The following is a 16,909-nucleotide window of genomic DNA, read 5'->3' on the forward strand; positions in this document are numbered from 1 at the left end:
TCTAGAATAGGAAAACCCGTTCTATAAGCAGAACGGGTTTTTTTACGGGTGGTTATTTTTTACCGTACCCTACGTAGCCCATGCCAAATACCAGCAAGATAAGAATCAGGAACAGAATAAAACTGCCGTCAAAATATGTTCCGCCGCTTGCACCATAACCCATTATTACCCCTCCTTTTAATTAAAAATACTTATGCAACATATCCGAAGAAGCCCATGCCGAATACCAACAGAATCAGTATTAAAAAGAGAATGAAACTACCATCAAAATAAGGCGCTCCTACACTACCTGACATTTAAACTCCTCCTTCGTTTTTTTTGAATCTTGCAATAACATAGTATTTAGCCGGCCAACAAAGTGTTACATTCGCAAGAAGCAACCGGTTAATTTTTTTCACGCCCTTGCTCACAGGGCACTCACCAAACTTTTGCCCGGGTATTTAAACCAGCTTTCGCTGATACACCCGGAAAAGCTTAATCAACTGCCCCCCAAATAACGGCATGATTATTTTCCTTTTAACGGTATCATTGCTTTCAGCTACTTGGGAAGCTTCCCCTTCTGTATAACCATGTTTTTTACACCACGCATAAAAACTCCTCAAAACCTTCCAGTGAAGACCCATATGTCTGAATTCAGGCACTACACCGCCAATGGCCAGCCTGATGATCCCGCCACTGTCTTTCCGACCAGGGTTTTTATACGGAATGGACAAAAACATGCCTGCCGGCTGTCCGTTTACCTCGATAATCATAAACAAATCCGGCGGAACCTGACCAACCAGGCTCATTAAAAACCCCTGGGTATCGGCCAGTGACATTGGTATAAAGCCCCAAATTCCCGACATGGCTTTATTGTTAATTTCCTGGACAATTCTAGCTTCACGGGCATCGGTGTAATTTATCTTTCGCATCACTACACCAGTTTGCCCTTCCGCTTGAGTTAGTACCTCGGGTAGCTCATCGGGCAACATCCATTTAAAGCATTCAAGATCATGTATCTTCTCATGCCCGGCATTCTCAACCAGTTGTTGATAGTAAGGAGGGTTATATGGTATTTCTATTTGAGGTTCATATTCAAAGCCCTTAATCATCAACCCCACTTGCTGGTTTGTATTTAAAGTCGCAGGTCCAATCATTACTGTTTTACCCTGCTCTTTAAGCCAATCGGCTGCAGCGTCAAAAAGGGCCGCAGCGGCTTCGTCATTATCTAAGCATTCAAAACAGCCCCAGAAGCCTTCTTCAGGCCGGGGATTTAATTGATCAATAGATGCGGTTATCCGCCCAACCGGCTGTCCATCGGCAAAAGCCACAAAATTAGCATAATTTAAGTGCTGCAATAACGGATTAACCAGGGGCACAAAACGCATACTGGTGGCATATTTATTTGCAGAAGGCGGCACAGCTTCTGCCCCGTAAACCAGGGCAGGCACAGCCAAAAAGGACCGCATGAGCAGATTGTTATTTACCCTGGTAACTCGCACCTTCATCTTTCATCTCCCTCTCACATAATGTTTAAGGAATCATAACCAGCACAAACATGCATACCCGAGATGTCTTCACCATAGCTAGCCCAAAATAACAGGGTTGCTGTTATCCAGCAACCCTTTCTTGTTATTATCTAGGACATCCTCCACCACAGAACCCCATGCCAAAAACGAGGAGGATGAGGATTAAGAACAGGATAAAGCTGCCATCAAAGTATGTTCCGCCACCACCGCAACCACTACCAAAACCCATTACTATTTCCTCCTAAATTTTAAACGTTACTTAACCAATTTTTTATTCCTTGACATCAGCAACACCGTATCCACAGAAACCCATGCCAAATACCAGTAGGATAAGGATCAGAAACAGTATAAAACTACTACTAGTTCCGCCATAAGCCATTTATAACCCCCCTTTCACCAGCTTTCAAACCATACTATGCGGCGAGAAGGTAAAGTGTTAATTTACGTATAAAAAAGCCGGCCCCATCGAGGCCGGCTAAGTCGTACTGTGTATAAATAAATTCTACTGTTTACATTCCGTTAGCGGTTCGCAACTGCTCAATAACCACCTGGTCAGTGGGAAATGCCAGTGGTGGTGGATCTGATAAATCGAACCAAGCCACTTGTTCCAAATCATCACCTGCTAGGGGCTCCCCACCGGTTACCTGCGCCAAAAACCAGATACCCACGCTGTGTTTTTCCGGGTCGTGAAAATTAGACTGCACCGTAAAAACCCTAACCGGTTCAATATCCAGGTTGGTTTCCTCTTTAAATTCACGCCGTATCGCATCGTATACATCCTCATCATATTCCACATAACCACAGGGAATGCACCACAAGCCGGGATATCTGCCCCCGTTACGGCGTCCCAAGAGTATTTGCCTGCTTGCATTTAAAACAATGGCGGCTACACCCACTACCGGGTTTTCATACATCACATACTGACAGGCTTCACACAACAACCGGGGCCGGTCTTCGCCAATATTCCGATAGGTCAGTTTTCCCCCACATTTGGGACAGAAATAATATCTCTGTTTTTTGATAGCCAATGTTATTTTCACGCTCCCATTCATGCAGTTGCTGTCCGGCGTGAGGTTAGCGCAAACACCAAAACCAACATCAATACCAGTGTCATAACAATGGCTCCTCCAGGCGATAGGTCAAGATAAAAAGAGCACATTAAGCCAACGAGCACAGCTACCTCCCCGGTGGCTACTGCAGCCACCAAGGTACCTCGAAAACTTTTAGCTAACTGCATTGCTACAGCCACAGGCAAAACCATAAGTGACGAAACCAGCAAAATACCAACAATACGCAAAGATACAGCTATGGTTAGAGCTGTTAAGGCCATAAAGCATACGTTAATTAGCTTTACCGGCAGCCCGCTGACCAGGGCGGTTTCCTCATCAAAAGTAATGGCAAATAACTCCTTGATAAAAAACATCGTCAGCAGCAGCACAGGGATGCCAATCAGCGCTATGACATAGATATCCTCCACTGTGATCAGCACTATACTCCCAAACAGGTAACTCATGATCCCACCGTTAAAGCCATTGCCCAAGCCGATTAAAATGGCTGCCACAGCTACCCCGGCAGATAAAATAATCGCTATTGACAGCTCGGAATAATTTTTATATTTTTCCCTCAGTCCTTCGAGTAAAAAAGAGCCGCCCAGAGCAAAGGCCGCTGCCGCCAGTACGGGCTGCGCCCCCATTAACAGACCTGCTGCTACACCGGATAGACAAACATGAGACAGGGCATCCGCAATCATGGACATCCGGCGCAGGGTAACAAACAAACCGATAATCGGGCAGATCACGCCCACCAGCAGGCCGCCCACAAGGGCACGCAGCATAAAATCATATTGAAATATATCCAATCGCCCTTACCCCCTGACCAGGCTATCAACACAGTCCAGGCTAATTTTTTCTTGCCGGCTGTTCATGCAATCCCGCCAGCGTATTCCGTCAGGATAATAGTGGCAGCTACAAGAGCAAATCTTGCGATCCAGGCATACCCTCTTACTGGCAAAAGAGGATAGCCATTCCGATTCATGAGAGACAAGTATCATGGTAACACCATCATTATGTAAATTTTTGAATAACTGAGCCAGCCCCGCCAGGTTAGCGGCATCTACACCATTAGTAGGTTCATCCATGATTAAAATTCGGGGTTGCACTGCTAGAGCGCGCGCTATCATTACCCTTTGCTGCTGCCCTCCGGACAATTCGCTCAACGGGGTGTAGCGTTGGGACAACATATTCACCCGCTCCAGCGCCTCCTCTGCACGGCGTTTATCCTCTCGACCCAAGAAGCGGAACAAGCCGCGCATTGCCGCCCGCCCCGAAATTACAACTTCTAACACCGTAGCCGGGTAGCTGCGGTTAAAAAGAGCAGCTTTTTGGGAAACATATCCAATCTTGTGCCAGTCTTTAAATTTATTAACCGGCACCCCTAAAATTTTTACTTCCCCGGACTGGGGTTTAATTAATCCCATAATTACATACAACAGCGTGCTTTTCCCGGCACCATTGGGACCGGTGATACCTACCACCTCACCCTCTTGCACGTGCAGGGAAATACCATCCAGCACCGGATGGCAGCCGTAAGTAAAATGAACATCAGTTAAATCAATCATCGTATTATTTCACCCCCAGGGCCAGGGCAAGATTCCGTAGATTTTCCTCCATCACTGCTAAATAATCTTTGCCCTCCTGTCTCTCCTCGGGAGTAACGCCACCCAAGGGGTTCAACACCAGTGTTTTAGTACCTGCTTCCCGGGCAATCACTTCCGATACCCGAGGGCTGACCAGGGATTCAAAAAAGACATACTTTACACCGGTCTGACGGGCAATTTGAATTATTTCCGTCATGCGGGCCGGGCTGGGATCTGCATCCGGAGAAAGCCCCCGGATAGCCACCTGTTCCAAATTATACCGGTGGGCCAGGTAACCGAAGGCGGCATGGGAAACTATAAATTTACGCATAGCAGCCCCGTCCAAAGTTGCTGCATATTTATTATCAAGAGCTTTTAACTGTTCCTGATACTGCCGGGCATGGTCACTATAGTAAACCGCATTATTTGGGTCTGCCTTTTGGAGACCTAAGAGTATGTTATCCACCATCAGACTGGCATTATGGGGGTCCAGCCAAATATGCGGGTCCATGTTCGAATACAGCGCCTCATCATCTGCATGGCCATCGCCGGACAACAGTTCAACACCCGCGCTGCAGTCCACCAGTACCGGTCCATCCCCTTTAAATGTGTTCAGCAGCTTTTGCAGCCATGTTTCCATACCCACTCCGTTATAAATGATTACATCGGCCTTTTGTATATTAACCATATCCTGGGGTGACGGCTCCCAATCATGGGGTTCCGCTCCGTCAGGCACCAGCTGCACCACCCGAGCCTTATCACCGCATACCTGCGTGGCAAAATCGTAAACCGGATAGATAGTTGCGTAAACCAGCAACTCATCCCCGACCGGGCCTGTAACTTCCTGCTCGGAAGTACCGGAACAGCCGGTAAGCGAAATACTAATTAATAACCAAATTAATCCCCATAACACAGTTGCTTTGCGCAATTACTTAATCCTCCTTTTTTGAACACCGGGCACAGTAGCCAAAGATTTCAAAGTTATGCCTGGTAATTGCGAAATTTTTATCCTTTATTTGTCCTTGATCAAGATAATCCAAGGGGCAAAAATCTACCTCCTCGGAACTGCCGCATTTCAGGCAAATTAAATGATGCCGGTGACCGACCTTTTCAACCAGTTTATACCTGCCTTTGCCATCGCCAAAATCCGTCTTATCCAGCATCTCCAGCTGCTCCAGTACACCTACATTACGATAAACTGTATCTACGCTCAGGTTCGGGAATCTCGCTGATATCTTGCCGTGAATATCATCAACCGTCATATGCCTGTTCTCCTGTAACATCACATTGATAATTTCCTGGCGCTGGGGAGTTATTTTATAACCATGCTCTTTAAACTTAATTAAAATGTCCTGAATACTCAAAACAGTATCACTCCTAAACAGGAATCTTTCTTAATTAATAATAGAATACACGCTCTTTTTTGTCAAGTTAAGGACGGCTAACCATAAATAATAGTATTTACTATTTAACCTAAATAGACGTTAAGAAAAATAAAAAAAGATAACCACAACTTTTCTTGGGGTTATCTTGGCGAAAATATCAAATTATAATCAGGAAAGCATAAACTGCTGGTTATCTAAGAGCTTCAAAACGTGCGCTGCGGCAATCATTTTGGCATTTAGCACATCCGGAGTTTGGATTCTGGCCAGTTCTACCTGTTCTTTCACTGTAACTCCTTCGTTGGCGCTTTTATTTATCTCATCACTTAAGGTAAACCGGGACTCATCGAACTGTGCGAAACTAATTGCCGAAGAGAAGACATCCCGCAATAAAATATTTTCCATTTGAGGATCAAAATCCGGCAGAAAAACACTGTTACCCCGGTAAATTTCAATTAATGCGGCCAGTAAATAACGTGCATCTTGATTTTTTTCTTCAACCATCAACTCATCTCCTTTGCCCTAATTAATATTAACTTTTATTATACACAATAATCACGTGCTATGCTTTATTTAATTCCTAACTCCTCAAAACAATTGTTTCTATAATTCTCCACGGCAGTTGTTAATTGGTTATTATTTTGTTCCGCTATGTCAAGCAAGCCATGCATTATTTCCGTTAGTTTACTCGGTTTGCTTTCTGCCAATACCTTGGCGTAGCTTTCTTTAGCTGCAGTTGACATTTTCTTATCTTCATAACTAAAGAGAGGAGTGTTGTTGGCGCCCAGTAAACAAAATTGAACATAACGCCCGTAGAGTTTCTGCACATCAGCCAGTTTAGCCGAAGAAGAGAACGTATTGATGAACTGTTCCTGGTTTAATGCCCTGGTGAGCACTTCATCCCAGCCAACCACCAGTGCAGCATCCTTGGCGGGCGGGTTATTCGATTCTACTGCCATAAGATTTATATAAGCTTGGATATCCGGTGTAACCAATTCACTATAGTCTTGATACTGCTGATAGTCGATAATTGGGTAAAACATGCCTTCGGCGGTATCCACTTTATAACCGGAGGCTTTAGTTTGAGCCAACAGCTGTTTTAACTCCTCGTCTTGAACGGCTTGCATATTGTTTATATCAGTACCGGCTATATAAGCCTCAACAAACTTTTGCGTTACAGAGTCACTATAAAATTTTGTTTCAAACTCAGGTAAAAAGTCTTGCTGGGCCTTTTCCAGCTGGATAACTAATTCTGAAGCGTTCTCCGGGGAAAATTTCGCTATATTGCTAGCCACAAATTTATTTAATGCTGCCGGATCACCGCTGTCGTTTGCTACTAGCGCATTAAATTCATTCAACAAAGCTTGCTGCTCTTCTTGATTAATTTTTTCGTTGTCGGCCTGGTTTTGTCCATGCCTGTCACCGTTTGTATCTGGTTGCTTGGTTGACGAACAACCAATTAGTGCCAAGGTAACACACACAATTAATGCGACAGTTAGCAAGACTTTTCTAGACAACATAATTAAATCCCCCCGTCATTCATAGTTTGCTTAACAACATTAGACATGAATTTAGAGAAGATTGTTCCTTCAAAAGTCCATAATTTATTTCCATTATATTCACAGCCCGGTTAGCACTAAGTTTTTATTTACGAGCGACAAAACAGCTAATGAAAACCAGTCTGGGCGGCCATGTGCCGCACGAAAGCTTCCGCCTCCACCCTGGTCTTAACCTTACCCTCCACCTGGGCATCGGCCAGCAGCTCCAACACCCGGCGCACCTGGGGAGAGGGTTTGATGCCCAGCAGAGCGCACACATCATTACCGTTCAACAACCTGGCCGGCTGCACAACCATATCATACTCGTTGAAGTATTTCAGCAGCATATCCTGGATAAACGCTGCGTAAGCTTTGGCTTCCTCCTCACGCCCGGCGGCCAGTCGGGTGGAGCAAATGTCGGCCAGGGATAATAACAGCAGGCCGGGCGCCTCCAGCCCTGACCGCTGGAAAAACCGGCGGACAGCCACCGGTGTCGGGGGAGCTGCCTTATAGAGAAACAGCGGGTCCATATGACCGCCCACCAGCACACCCAGGATATCTTTTTCTCGGGCGCTCATCTTCAGCCTTTCCGCAACTGACTGTACCACAGGCACACCAGCCTGGTGATGCCCGTAAAAGGTGTATTTACCGTTCCCCTCGTACCGGCGGGTATATTGTTTACCCACATCATGCAGCAAACAAGCCAATTTGAATACCGGCACTCGAGTGTGTACACGGGTAATGTAACCATTCAGGTAACCGGCGATATGTTCGGCAGGTACACCGGACAAAATCTCTGCCCACAGACCCTCCCCGGCACCTTTTTCATGTGATGGCACTGCGCCGTTGCCGACTGCCAGGCCCTGCTCCGACCATAACACTTCAAACTGCTTCAGTGTTTTCAAGCTGTGTTCCCAGGCGTCCTCCACATGATGCCCACCCTGGACCAGCCCTTTGAGGGGTTTTATTTCCGGTATAATCTGCTCCAAAAGCCCGGTTTCCTGCTCCATCCATCTAAACACAGGAGCAGACCGCAATTCAAGAATTGCGCTGAACTCATCCCACTGCCGTTCTCCGGCACAGCCGGTTACAGGCTGGCGGCAATGCTTAATTAAATCAATAGTCCCCTGCTCAATAACAAACCCCAATTGCGCTGCGAAGCGAAAGGCACGCAGTGCCCGCAGGGGATCACTAGCGATGGCATCCGTACCACAGGCGCGAATTAATCCCGCCCGCAGATCAACTAAGCCGCCCAGGGGATCAACCACCTGCCTTTCGTCAAGCTCTCCGCCCAGACCGGCAGATAAGGGCAAGGCCTGTGCATTAATGGTGAAGTCCCTTTTTTTTAAATTCGCATTCAGAGTACCACCGGCCACCACATCGATATCCACCTGTATTTTACCATCACCTGCAGGCAGCACCAGCCGGTACAGTCCGCGCTGCTCGTCCAAAACCACCAGGGTGCCGTTTAACCTGTGCGCAACTTCCGGCCATTCAGGCTCTGGCACATCCGCCGCCACTTCCACAACCAGGTCCACGTCCCCGGGTGACCGGCCCAGCAGCTTATCCCGCAGCCAGCCGCCGACAATATAACCCCGGCTACCGGCAGCATTAAGAATATCATTAATTAGCTTTAGTTTATTATTCACTCCCGGTCTCCCTACCAAGTTATTGTTATAAGAAGTTTCACCTATTAATCCTTCCAACCCAAAAGCAAAACCTCCCTTATGGGAGGCTCACTATCCAGACTCAGTTATTCTCTGGCCCGTGCTTCGTTGACGGTGATAACTCGTCCTTCGAAATCGGTACCGTTTAATGCTGCAATCATTCCTTCAGCGTCCTCGTCTTTTACCTCCACAAAACCAAAACCGCGTGAACGACCGGTTTCCCTGTCGGTAATAATACGGCTACCCAGAACTTCTCCGTATCTTGAAAAGGCCTCACCTAAATCTTCGGCTTTAGTACCCCATGGTAGATTACCCACATATAATGTGCGCGCCATCAGATCACCTCTTTTCCATTGCTGCTTTCAATTTACCCATGTGTCTGTATTATTAGCAAAAGAAAAATGCCTAATGCAATAATAGCGGGCTAAGATTTTACCAACTTGCAGACAGGTATAAATTATTTTGATAAATAAATTTTTCCACTTCATCAGGAAGTAAATATTTAATGGGTCTGCCTTCACGCACCCGTTGCCTAATATTGGTCGATGATATGGCCAGCGACGGTACTTCAATAGTTTTGATTCTAGCCAGAGCTTCTTTAGATAATCTGCCTAGCTTACATTCGACAGACTCAAGTTTGAAACCAGGCCGGGTAGCCGCAACGAAAAAACACTCCTCAAGCAATCCTTCTACATTTTTCCAAGTTAATATATCCAGTATCGCATCAGCACCGGTGATAAAATAGATTTCCCAATCAGGATTAGCTTGTTTCATGGCCTGTACTGTATCAATAGTATAAGATAGACCTGCTCTTTTTATCTCGATGTCGGAAGTGGTAAAATACGGGTTGGAGCTAACGGCAATTTTAGTCATTTCCAGCCTCTGCTCCGGTGTAGAGATATCATTTCTGGATTTATGCGGTGGTTTGCTGGCCGGGATAAAGATTACTTTTTCCATGGCAAACTGGTAGCGGGCTTCTTCCGCAGCCACTAAATGCCCGTAATGTACCGGGTCAAATGTGCCGCCCATCAACCCAATTCTTTTTTTTTCAGGCTGTTCGAGCCGGATATTCATCCTCAGCCAACTCCATTTCTCCCATGCACTATGGTCACGTACGTGATAGCACAGCTGCTATTCCCTGATTTGGCCGTCACCGAATACAATATATTTGTTGGTGGTCAGTTCTTTTAAGCCCATCGGTCCGCGCGCGTGCAGCTTTTGCGTGCTGATACCGATTTCGGCCCCAAAACCGAACTGCCCGCCATCAGTAAAGCGGGTAGAGGCATTGATATACACCGCCGCAGCATCAACTTCGTTTAAAAAGCGAATGGCCCGAGTGTAATTTTCAGTAATAATCGCCTCGGAATGCCTGGTGCTGTAACGATAAATATGATCCAGAGCTTCATCAAAACCGTCTACCACTTTAACAGAAATAATCAGATCCAAAAACTCGCTGGCATAGTCTTCCTCGGAAGCCGGGTTAACCCAACCGGCTACGTCCCTGGTGCGCTCGCAGCCCCGCACTTCCACTCCGGCGGTCTTTAACGCTTCCAGCGCAACGGGCAAAAATTCAGCTGCTACGGCCTGGTGAACCAGCAGCGATTCCAAGGCATTACAAACCCCTGGGCGCTGGCATTTGGCGTTGAGCACAATGCGCTGCGCCTTCTCTAAATCAGCATAACGGTCAACAAAAACGTGGCAGTTGCCCACACCGGTTTCGATAACCGGAACGGTGGCATTTTGCACAACGGTTTGAATTAAACTGGCTCCGCCCCTGGGTATAATCACGTCAATATAGTCGTTTAATTTGAGCATGAAGTTAACAGCTTCCCGGTCGGTAGTTTCTATCAGGTTGATGGCTCCCTCGGGCATTCCTTCACGGATAGCGGCTTCAGCAATAACATTGGTTATGGCCTTATTGGAGTTAATAGCTTCGGAGCCGCCCCTCAGCAGCACCGCATTGCCTGCTTTCAGACATAATCCCGCCGCATCCACCGTCACATTGGGCCGGGCTTCATATATGATACCCACCACGCCAAGTGGTACGCGGGTGCGCCCGATTCGCAGCCCGTTGGGGCGGGTCCACATACTTTCCACCTCGCCTACCGGGTCGGGTAGCGAGGCGACCATGGCCAGACCGTTCGCCATATCCGCCACCCGTGCCTGGTTTAATAACAAACGGTCAAGGAGTGCCTGGGAAAGGCCATTTTTAGCCCCTTCATGGACATCAAGCGCATTGGCCTCCAATATGTTATAAGTATTCTTTAGCAAGCTGTCCGCCATAGCCAGTAAAGCATCATTCTTAATATCTGTAGATAGGTAAGCCAGCTTACGGGCAGCCTCTCTGGCTTTTTTTGCCTTGGCGATAACCTGTCGTTCCATGGTTTTTACCCCCTTAAAAAGATTCATTACGGTATATGTAGCAGTTTACTCCAGCGCCAGATTATCCCGGTGGATGATCTCATCGTAATCCTTATAGCCGAGTACCCGGGTAATTTCGCTGGTTTGCTTACCCATGATTTGTTGTATTTCAGCGGAGGCATAATTAACAATCCCCCGGGCGATTTCTTTCCCGTCCGGGGCAATTACGCTCACCGTATTACCCATTTCAAAACTGCCCTCCACGCCGGTTATGCCTGAGGGTAGCAGGCTTTTGCCTTTCTCCCGCAGCGCCCGGGCAGCCCCTTCATCAATGTAGATTTGCCCGCAGACCGTGGCGCTAAAGGCAATCCATCTTTTTTTATTAACCAGTTTAATGGAGGGCCAAAATACTGTGCCGGCCGGTTCACCGGCTACCAACCGCCTGATTATATTGGGCTCGGCAGCCCGGGCAATGATCGTAACCAGCCCGGAATGCATGGCTATGCGGGCGGCCTGGATTTTGGTAGCCATGCCGCCGGTGCCCACTGCCGATCCCACGCCACCGGCCAGAGCTTCTACCTCATTGTTAATCTCGTGTATCTCGTGAATGATTCTGGCTCCTGGCTGACCCGGTTTATCACTGTACAACCCGTCTATATCCGAAAGCAGCATCAAAATATCCGCATCCACCAGCGCAGCAACCATAGCGGCCAGGTTGTCATTATCACCCAGCTTTATTTCATCTACCGCTACAGTGTCATTCTCATTGATTACCGGAATGATTTGCATACTCAACATCGTATGCAAGGTATTGCGGGCATTTAAAAACCGCTTGCGATCTGCAAAATCCTCCCGAGTCAAGAGGACCTGTCCCACCACCAGCCCATATTCGGCAAATATTTTTTCGTACATATGCAGAAGCAAACCTTGTCCCACTGCAGCAGCCGCTTGCTTTTCAGGCATGGTGCGGGGCCGCTGTTTTATACCCAGTTTACCCATGCCGGCCCCCACCGCCCCGGAAGTAACCAGTAACACGTCCAGCCCCTGGTTGTGCAGGTCGGATAATTGCCGGACCAGTGCTTCAATTTGGCCGATATTCAGTTTACCGGTCTTGTAAGTAAGCGAACTGGAGCCAACCTTGACCACAATACGCTGCAGGCGGCTGAATTTTCTATTTTCCATTAAAACACTCCGCTTTACTCGACAAATTCAAAGGTCATATCTTTAATGCGCACCAGGTCACCATTTTTGGCGCCATAATCGCGCAGTGCCTTTTCCAGGCCCATCACTTGCATAATTCGCTGCAGACGGTCAACCGCCGCCTCATTATCAAGGTCTGTCATAGCCACGTGTTTTTCAATTTCCCGGCCTGTGACAACCAGTTCATCATCCTCCCGGTGAATGCTAAACCGCGGCTCGGCACGGAACACCGTTTCTGTTGTTTGTTCCCCCGGGAGTTCGGGGACTGGTAATTCCTTCAGCAATACATTAACCCGGCGTATTAATTCCGGCACGCCTGCCCCAGTCACTGCCGAAATAGGGAATATCTCATACTCACCGGCCAGCGTTTCTTTTATACGGACCAGGTTTTCCCCACTGCCGGGCAAATCCATTTTATTGACCGCAATTACCTGAGGCCGCCCCGCCAGTGCCTCGTTATATAGCGCCAGTTCCCGGTTTATAATATGGAAATCATCCAGCGGATCCCTGCCTTCGGTGCCGGCACCGTCCAGCATATGCACCAGCAGCTTGGTTCTTTCCACGTGACGTAAAAAATAATGCCCCAGCCCTGCACCGGTATGGGCTCCTTCAATCAAGCCGGGTATATCGGCCACGACAAAACTTTCACCTTCGCCAAGACTAACAACCCCTAAGTTGGGTGTTAAAGTGGTAAAGGGATAATTAGCTATTTTTGGCCTGGCGGCTGATATCCGGGAAATAAGCGTAGATTTACCGGCATTTGGATAACCGAGCAGTCCCACATCGGCCAACAGTTTCAATTCCAAAATAAGATGGCGCTCTTCACCGGGCTCGCCTTTTTCCGCCAGGGTAGGTGCTTTATTTTGTGAGCTGGCGAACCGGGTATTACCCCTGCCGCCGCGCCCGCCCCGGGCAACCACCACTTCCTGACCATTAGCCGTGATATCCCCAAGCAGTTGGTTACTATTTTCTTCTCGGATTACCGTGCCCAGGGGCACCCTAATCACTAAATCTTCAGCCCCGCGGCCATGCATACCTTTACTCTGCCCGTGCTGGCCCCGATCGGCCTTATAATGGCGCTGGTAGCGAAAGTCAACCAGTGTGCGCAAGCCTTCATCGCCTCGGAAAATCACGTTACCGCCCCTGCCGCCGTCACCGCCCCAGGGACCGCCCTCGGGGACATATTTCTCACGCCGAAAGGCCACACAGCCGTTGCCGCCATCGCCCCCCTTGACATAAATCTTTGCTCTATCGTAAAACATTATATTTCACCTGTGCTTATAGATTAGAAACATTTTGGTATTACTACCATACTGTCTCACCTTTATTATTCTCGGCCATTCCCCTAATTATAATTGGTTATATAAAGGTTAAGCCTGCTCACTTCACTGCTAAAGCCAATCTGCCATTCATCGTCACCAGAAGTGCCGGTAATGCTGACTAATATTTCTCGGTTGGTAATCTCAGGCGCATTTAGGCCGGCGATCATATTGTTTAAAATATCCTCGACTACAATTGCTATTCTATCACCGGGCACGACACAGCCCCTTAGATTATTTTGCACATCGAATTTAATATCAACATTATAGTTTTCTGCCTGCTTATGGGCAATCAGCAATACCGCAGCCACTTCGTGAACTTCTAGATGCACAACCTTGCTTAAACTAATGATAGCAGTGGCAGCAGTGCGAATATATTCCCTGGCCTCGGGTTCTTTTTTCAATTGCAACAGACCGGATATAATCTGCAGGTGGTTGAGGAAGTCATGCCTTTGTATGGAAAGCAATTCTAACATTTTTGCAGTATACAAACAAAACTCTCCCATCTTACCTGGCCTGACAAAAGCCAGTTTGGCTGGTAGCATACCTAATATTATACCATAAAAACAAATTTTGCTGGGATATAATGCTCCATCGGCACTGCAGTTAAGGTCTATCCCATTAATAACAAAAAACAGCCTAAATCAGTAAGGCTGTTTTTTAGTTCAATAAATATTTTTATAGGTTAATTTTTTGCAGCTGCAGCTTCCTGACTGTTATATTAAATAACGGCTTCTTCAGCTTCTTTGATGTTAACAACCTTTTTATCTTTACCCTTGGTTTGGAAAGATACAATACCGTCTACCTTGGCAAACAAAGTATCGTCTCCACCACGACCGACATTTTGACCGGGATGTATCCGGGTACCCCGCTGGCGAACCAGAATACTGCCCGCGGTAACGAATTGACCATCGCCTCGTTTAACACCCAACATTTTGGGATTAGAATCGCGCCCGTTACGTGAACTACCTACACCTTTCTTATGTGCCAACTTATTTCACCTCCGCGGCTAAGCTAATATTTTTTCCACCACGACCCGGGTAAAGGGCTGGCGGTGACCTTTTTTTCGCCTATAATTCTTTTTTGGCTTATATTTAAAAACAATAATCTTCTTATCCTTACCGTGCTTTTCAACTTTTAACACTACCTTGGCACCTTCCACCAAAGGAGTACCAACTTGCAGCTGACCGTCTTTCTCCACAGCCAGTACTTTGTTTACTTCGTATGTTTGTCCGGGCTCAGCGGGCAGTTTTTCAATAAACAAGGTATCTCCTTCACTTACGCGGTACTGTTTACCACCTGTCTCAATAATGGCGTACATAATTTTCCCCCTTGTTTTCAGGACTCGCCGGAAACGGGTAAGGTTATTCAGCCAGCAAAGACTTTAGCCTGTTTAAAACCCTTTCCGAGCGGTATATATTTATGGCCTACAATAAATAATTTTACCACATCGACATCCTTTGTCAAGCTAGACCTGCCATTCCATTATGCCATTGCCGGAAAAACCTTAACCTTTGATTAATTTAGCACGAGCATAGGTGCGGAACACTTTGTTTACTTCCACAGTCACTGTTTCTCCCACCCTCGAACCGCCTTCCTCAATATCTATAATAAAACCATCGACTCGTGCGATACCATTATTCAGGTTGCTGGTATGGGGTTCTTCAACCACAACATCCAGCACCTGACCTAGCTTAACCGGTTGATTATTCGCCTGGATATCAGCCTGGTCATAGATGGGACGCATGGTTACCGACTCAATATGCTGCTCGGCTGAACCCCTAATGTAAAGGGTTTTACCGGTGCGGGCTTCCAAATCTCGCAGGCCGGCCCCCCCACTGCCGATAAGCCTGGCCGCCACCAGCGGGTTGGCTTCAACTAATATTGTATCCGCCCCGGTTTGTTTGGCCATCTGATAAATTTGCTGTTTAATATTAATACCCACTGTTTCTTCAGATAGCACTTTGCCCCGCCCTTCACAGTAGGGGCAAGCTTTTTGCAGCACTTCTGCCAAACTTGGCCGAACTTTTTTTCTGGTCATTTCCACCAGTCCCAGCTGAGTGATGCCAAGTATATTAGTTTTTGTTTTATCTTTGCGAATTTCCTGTTCAAGTTCAGCAAGCACCTGCCGCTGATGTTCCTCACTGTTCATATCTATGAAGTCCACAATAATTATGCCGCCGATATTACGGAGGCGAAGCTGTCGAGCTATTTCAACCGCAGCGTCCAAATTTGTTTTCAAAACCGTGTCCTCAAGATTGGTGCTGCCCACATATTTGCCTGTGTTTACATCTATGGCAGTAAGCGCCTCGGCCTGGTCGATAACTATATAACCGCCGCACTTGAGCCAAACGGTATTTCTTAAGGCCTTTTCGATTTCTAGATCCAAATTGTTATCTTCAAAAAGGTTTTTCCTGTCATCAAGAAGTACTTTGACTTTTAAACGAGGCCCCAGGATATCCAGCAAATCCAATATTTTTTCGTACTCATAGCTGGAATCAATAATAAGCCGATCGACATCCTCGGTAAAAATATCCCTTAAAATACGTTGTACCAACTCCAGATCCCGGTGCAGCAGATTAGGCACCGGCCCGTGGTTGGAGCGATTGACGATTTTACCCCACAGGTTGACCAACATTTCGATGTCCAGACCTAATTCTTCCTCATCAACCCCCTCGGCGACGGTACGTACGATTACCCCCATCCCCTTGGGTTTGACGCGAGCAGCCATTTCACGCAGGCGGTCCCGTTCCTTTTCCTCCTCGATACGCCTGGATATACCGATATAATCCACATTCGGCATGAGTACCAGGTAGCGGCCGGGCAAGGTTATATGAGTGGTCACCCGAGCCCCCTTTGTACCGATTGGTTCTTTGATAATTTGCACAATTACTTCTTGTCCTTGCTTTAAAATATCACATATATTAATGCCCAGGGCTGAATTGCCTGGACCGGCTTCCGGTGTGCGAGCTGGAATGGCATCCTCTACATACAAAAAAGCATTTTTTTCTAAACCAATATCAACAAAAGATGCCTGCATGCCAGGTAGTACGTTTTCCACCTGGCCTTTGAAAATATTGCCCACCAGCCGCTGGTTGGGCGCTCGTTCAATGTACACTTCAACTAGAACTTTGTTCTCCAGTACCGCTACCCGGGTTTCCTCTTCACCTACATTAATAATAATCTCTTTAAACATTTTCTTTCTCCACCATCTTTTCTTTCCGCTTGCCCGGTGAGTTTAAAGCAAGTTCTTATTTCAGAGGGAGATTCAAATCCCCCTGAATTTTAGAACTGCAAAA

The 16,909-nt window shown here is 47.1% G+C and carries 19 protein-coding genes; all 19 read right to left on the reverse strand.

Annotation, left to right across the window (positions count from 1 at the left end; translation table 11 throughout):
- Window positions 1–440 precede the first annotated feature (440 nt).
- The 19 genes from SPSYN_RS08600 to SPSYN_RS08685 all read right to left on the reverse strand — a co-directional run bounded on the left by SPSYN_RS08600 (window position 441) and on the right by SPSYN_RS08685 (window position 16,806).
- Complete coding sequence (locus tag SPSYN_RS08600) at window positions 441–1,487, reverse strand: GNAT family N-acetyltransferase (RefSeq protein ID WP_161822039.1); 1,047 nt, start codon at window positions 1,485–1,487, stop codon at window positions 441–443.
- Between the two features lie 127 nt (window positions 1,488–1,614).
- On the reverse strand, window positions 1,615–1,737 hold the full coding sequence (locus tag SPSYN_RS16200; protein ID WP_279279251.1) for a hypothetical protein: 123 nt from the start codon (window positions 1,735–1,737) through the stop codon (window positions 1,615–1,617).
- Window positions 1,738–2,017: 280 nt separating this feature from the next.
- Entirely contained in the window at window positions 2,018–2,536 is a 519-nt protein-coding gene (locus SPSYN_RS08605) for an NUDIX hydrolase (RefSeq protein ID WP_161822040.1), read from the reverse strand.
- Between the two features lie 20 nt (window positions 2,537–2,556).
- Entirely contained in the window at window positions 2,557–3,366 is an 810-nt protein-coding gene (locus SPSYN_RS08610; protein ID WP_161822041.1) for a metal ABC transporter permease, read from the reverse strand.
- 6 nt (window positions 3,367–3,372) lie between these two features.
- A complete protein-coding gene (locus tag SPSYN_RS08615; RefSeq protein ID WP_161822042.1) occupies window positions 3,373–4,125 on the reverse strand; it encodes a metal ABC transporter ATP-binding protein in 753 nt (250 codons plus the stop codon).
- A 4-nt stretch (window positions 4,126–4,129) separates the two neighbouring features.
- Window positions 4,130–5,071 (reverse strand): metal ABC transporter substrate-binding protein, encoded by a 942-nt coding sequence (locus tag SPSYN_RS08620; RefSeq protein WP_243152971.1) that lies wholly within the window; start codon window positions 5,069–5,071, stop codon window positions 4,130–4,132.
- Between the two features lie 4 nt (window positions 5,072–5,075).
- On the reverse strand, window positions 5,076–5,507 hold the full coding sequence (locus tag SPSYN_RS08625; protein ID WP_161822043.1) for a Fur family transcriptional regulator: 432 nt from the start codon (window positions 5,505–5,507) through the stop codon (window positions 5,076–5,078).
- A 189-nt stretch (window positions 5,508–5,696) separates the two neighbouring features.
- Window positions 5,697–6,029, reverse strand: coding sequence for a hypothetical protein (locus tag SPSYN_RS08630; protein ID WP_243152972.1), 333 nt, complete (start codon window positions 6,027–6,029; stop codon window positions 5,697–5,699).
- Between the two features lie 65 nt (window positions 6,030–6,094).
- On the reverse strand, window positions 6,095–7,045 hold the full coding sequence (locus SPSYN_RS08635; protein ID WP_161822045.1) for a hypothetical protein: 951 nt from the start codon (window positions 7,043–7,045) through the stop codon (window positions 6,095–6,097).
- A 146-nt stretch (window positions 7,046–7,191) separates the two neighbouring features.
- The gene (locus tag SPSYN_RS08640; RefSeq protein ID WP_161822046.1) at window positions 7,192–8,712 is read right to left on the reverse strand and encodes a tRNA nucleotidyltransferase/poly(A) polymerase-related protein; all 1,521 of its coding nucleotides are present in this window, start codon (window positions 8,710–8,712) and stop codon (window positions 7,192–7,194) included.
- A gap of 104 nt (window positions 8,713–8,816) precedes the next feature.
- Entirely contained in the window at window positions 8,817–9,065 is a 249-nt protein-coding gene (locus SPSYN_RS08645; RefSeq protein WP_161822047.1) for an RNA recognition motif domain-containing protein, read from the reverse strand.
- A 97-nt stretch (window positions 9,066–9,162) separates the two neighbouring features.
- Window positions 9,163–9,804, reverse strand: coding sequence for a nicotinate-nucleotide adenylyltransferase (nadD, locus tag SPSYN_RS08650; RefSeq protein ID WP_161822048.1), 642 nt, complete (start codon window positions 9,802–9,804; stop codon window positions 9,163–9,165).
- A gap of 57 nt (window positions 9,805–9,861) precedes the next feature.
- Window positions 9,862–11,112 (reverse strand): glutamate-5-semialdehyde dehydrogenase, encoded by a 1,251-nt coding sequence (locus SPSYN_RS08655; protein WP_161822049.1) that lies wholly within the window; start codon window positions 11,110–11,112, stop codon window positions 9,862–9,864.
- Window positions 11,113–11,157: 45 nt separating this feature from the next.
- A complete protein-coding gene (proB, locus tag SPSYN_RS08660; RefSeq protein ID WP_161822050.1) occupies window positions 11,158–12,273 on the reverse strand; it encodes a glutamate 5-kinase in 1,116 nt (371 codons plus the stop codon).
- A 14-nt stretch (window positions 12,274–12,287) separates the two neighbouring features.
- Complete coding sequence (gene obgE / locus SPSYN_RS08665; RefSeq protein WP_161822051.1) at window positions 12,288–13,553, reverse strand: GTPase ObgE; 1,266 nt, start codon at window positions 13,551–13,553, stop codon at window positions 12,288–12,290.
- Window positions 13,554–13,636: 83 nt separating this feature from the next.
- On the reverse strand, window positions 13,637–14,101 hold the full coding sequence (locus SPSYN_RS08670) for a Spo0B domain-containing protein (RefSeq protein ID WP_161822052.1): 465 nt from the start codon (window positions 14,099–14,101) through the stop codon (window positions 13,637–13,639).
- A 230-nt stretch (window positions 14,102–14,331) separates the two neighbouring features.
- A complete protein-coding gene (gene rpmA, locus SPSYN_RS08675) occupies window positions 14,332–14,601 on the reverse strand; it encodes a 50S ribosomal protein L27 (protein WP_161822053.1) in 270 nt (89 codons plus the stop codon).
- Between the two features lie 18 nt (window positions 14,602–14,619).
- Window positions 14,620–14,931, reverse strand: a complete 312-nt coding sequence (gene rplU / locus SPSYN_RS08680) for a 50S ribosomal protein L21 (RefSeq protein ID WP_161822054.1) — start codon at window positions 14,929–14,931, stop codon at window positions 14,620–14,622.
- Between the two features lie 186 nt (window positions 14,932–15,117).
- Window positions 15,118–16,806 (reverse strand): Rne/Rng family ribonuclease, encoded by a 1,689-nt coding sequence (locus SPSYN_RS08685; RefSeq protein ID WP_161822055.1) that lies wholly within the window; start codon window positions 16,804–16,806, stop codon window positions 15,118–15,120.
- Window positions 16,807–16,909: the final 103 nt, after the last annotated feature.

Origin of the sequence: Sporotomaculum syntrophicum (genome assembly GCF_009932395.1) — a bacterium.
Classification (GTDB): Bacteria; Bacillota; Desulfotomaculia; order Desulfotomaculales; family Desulfallaceae; genus Sporotomaculum; species Sporotomaculum syntrophicum.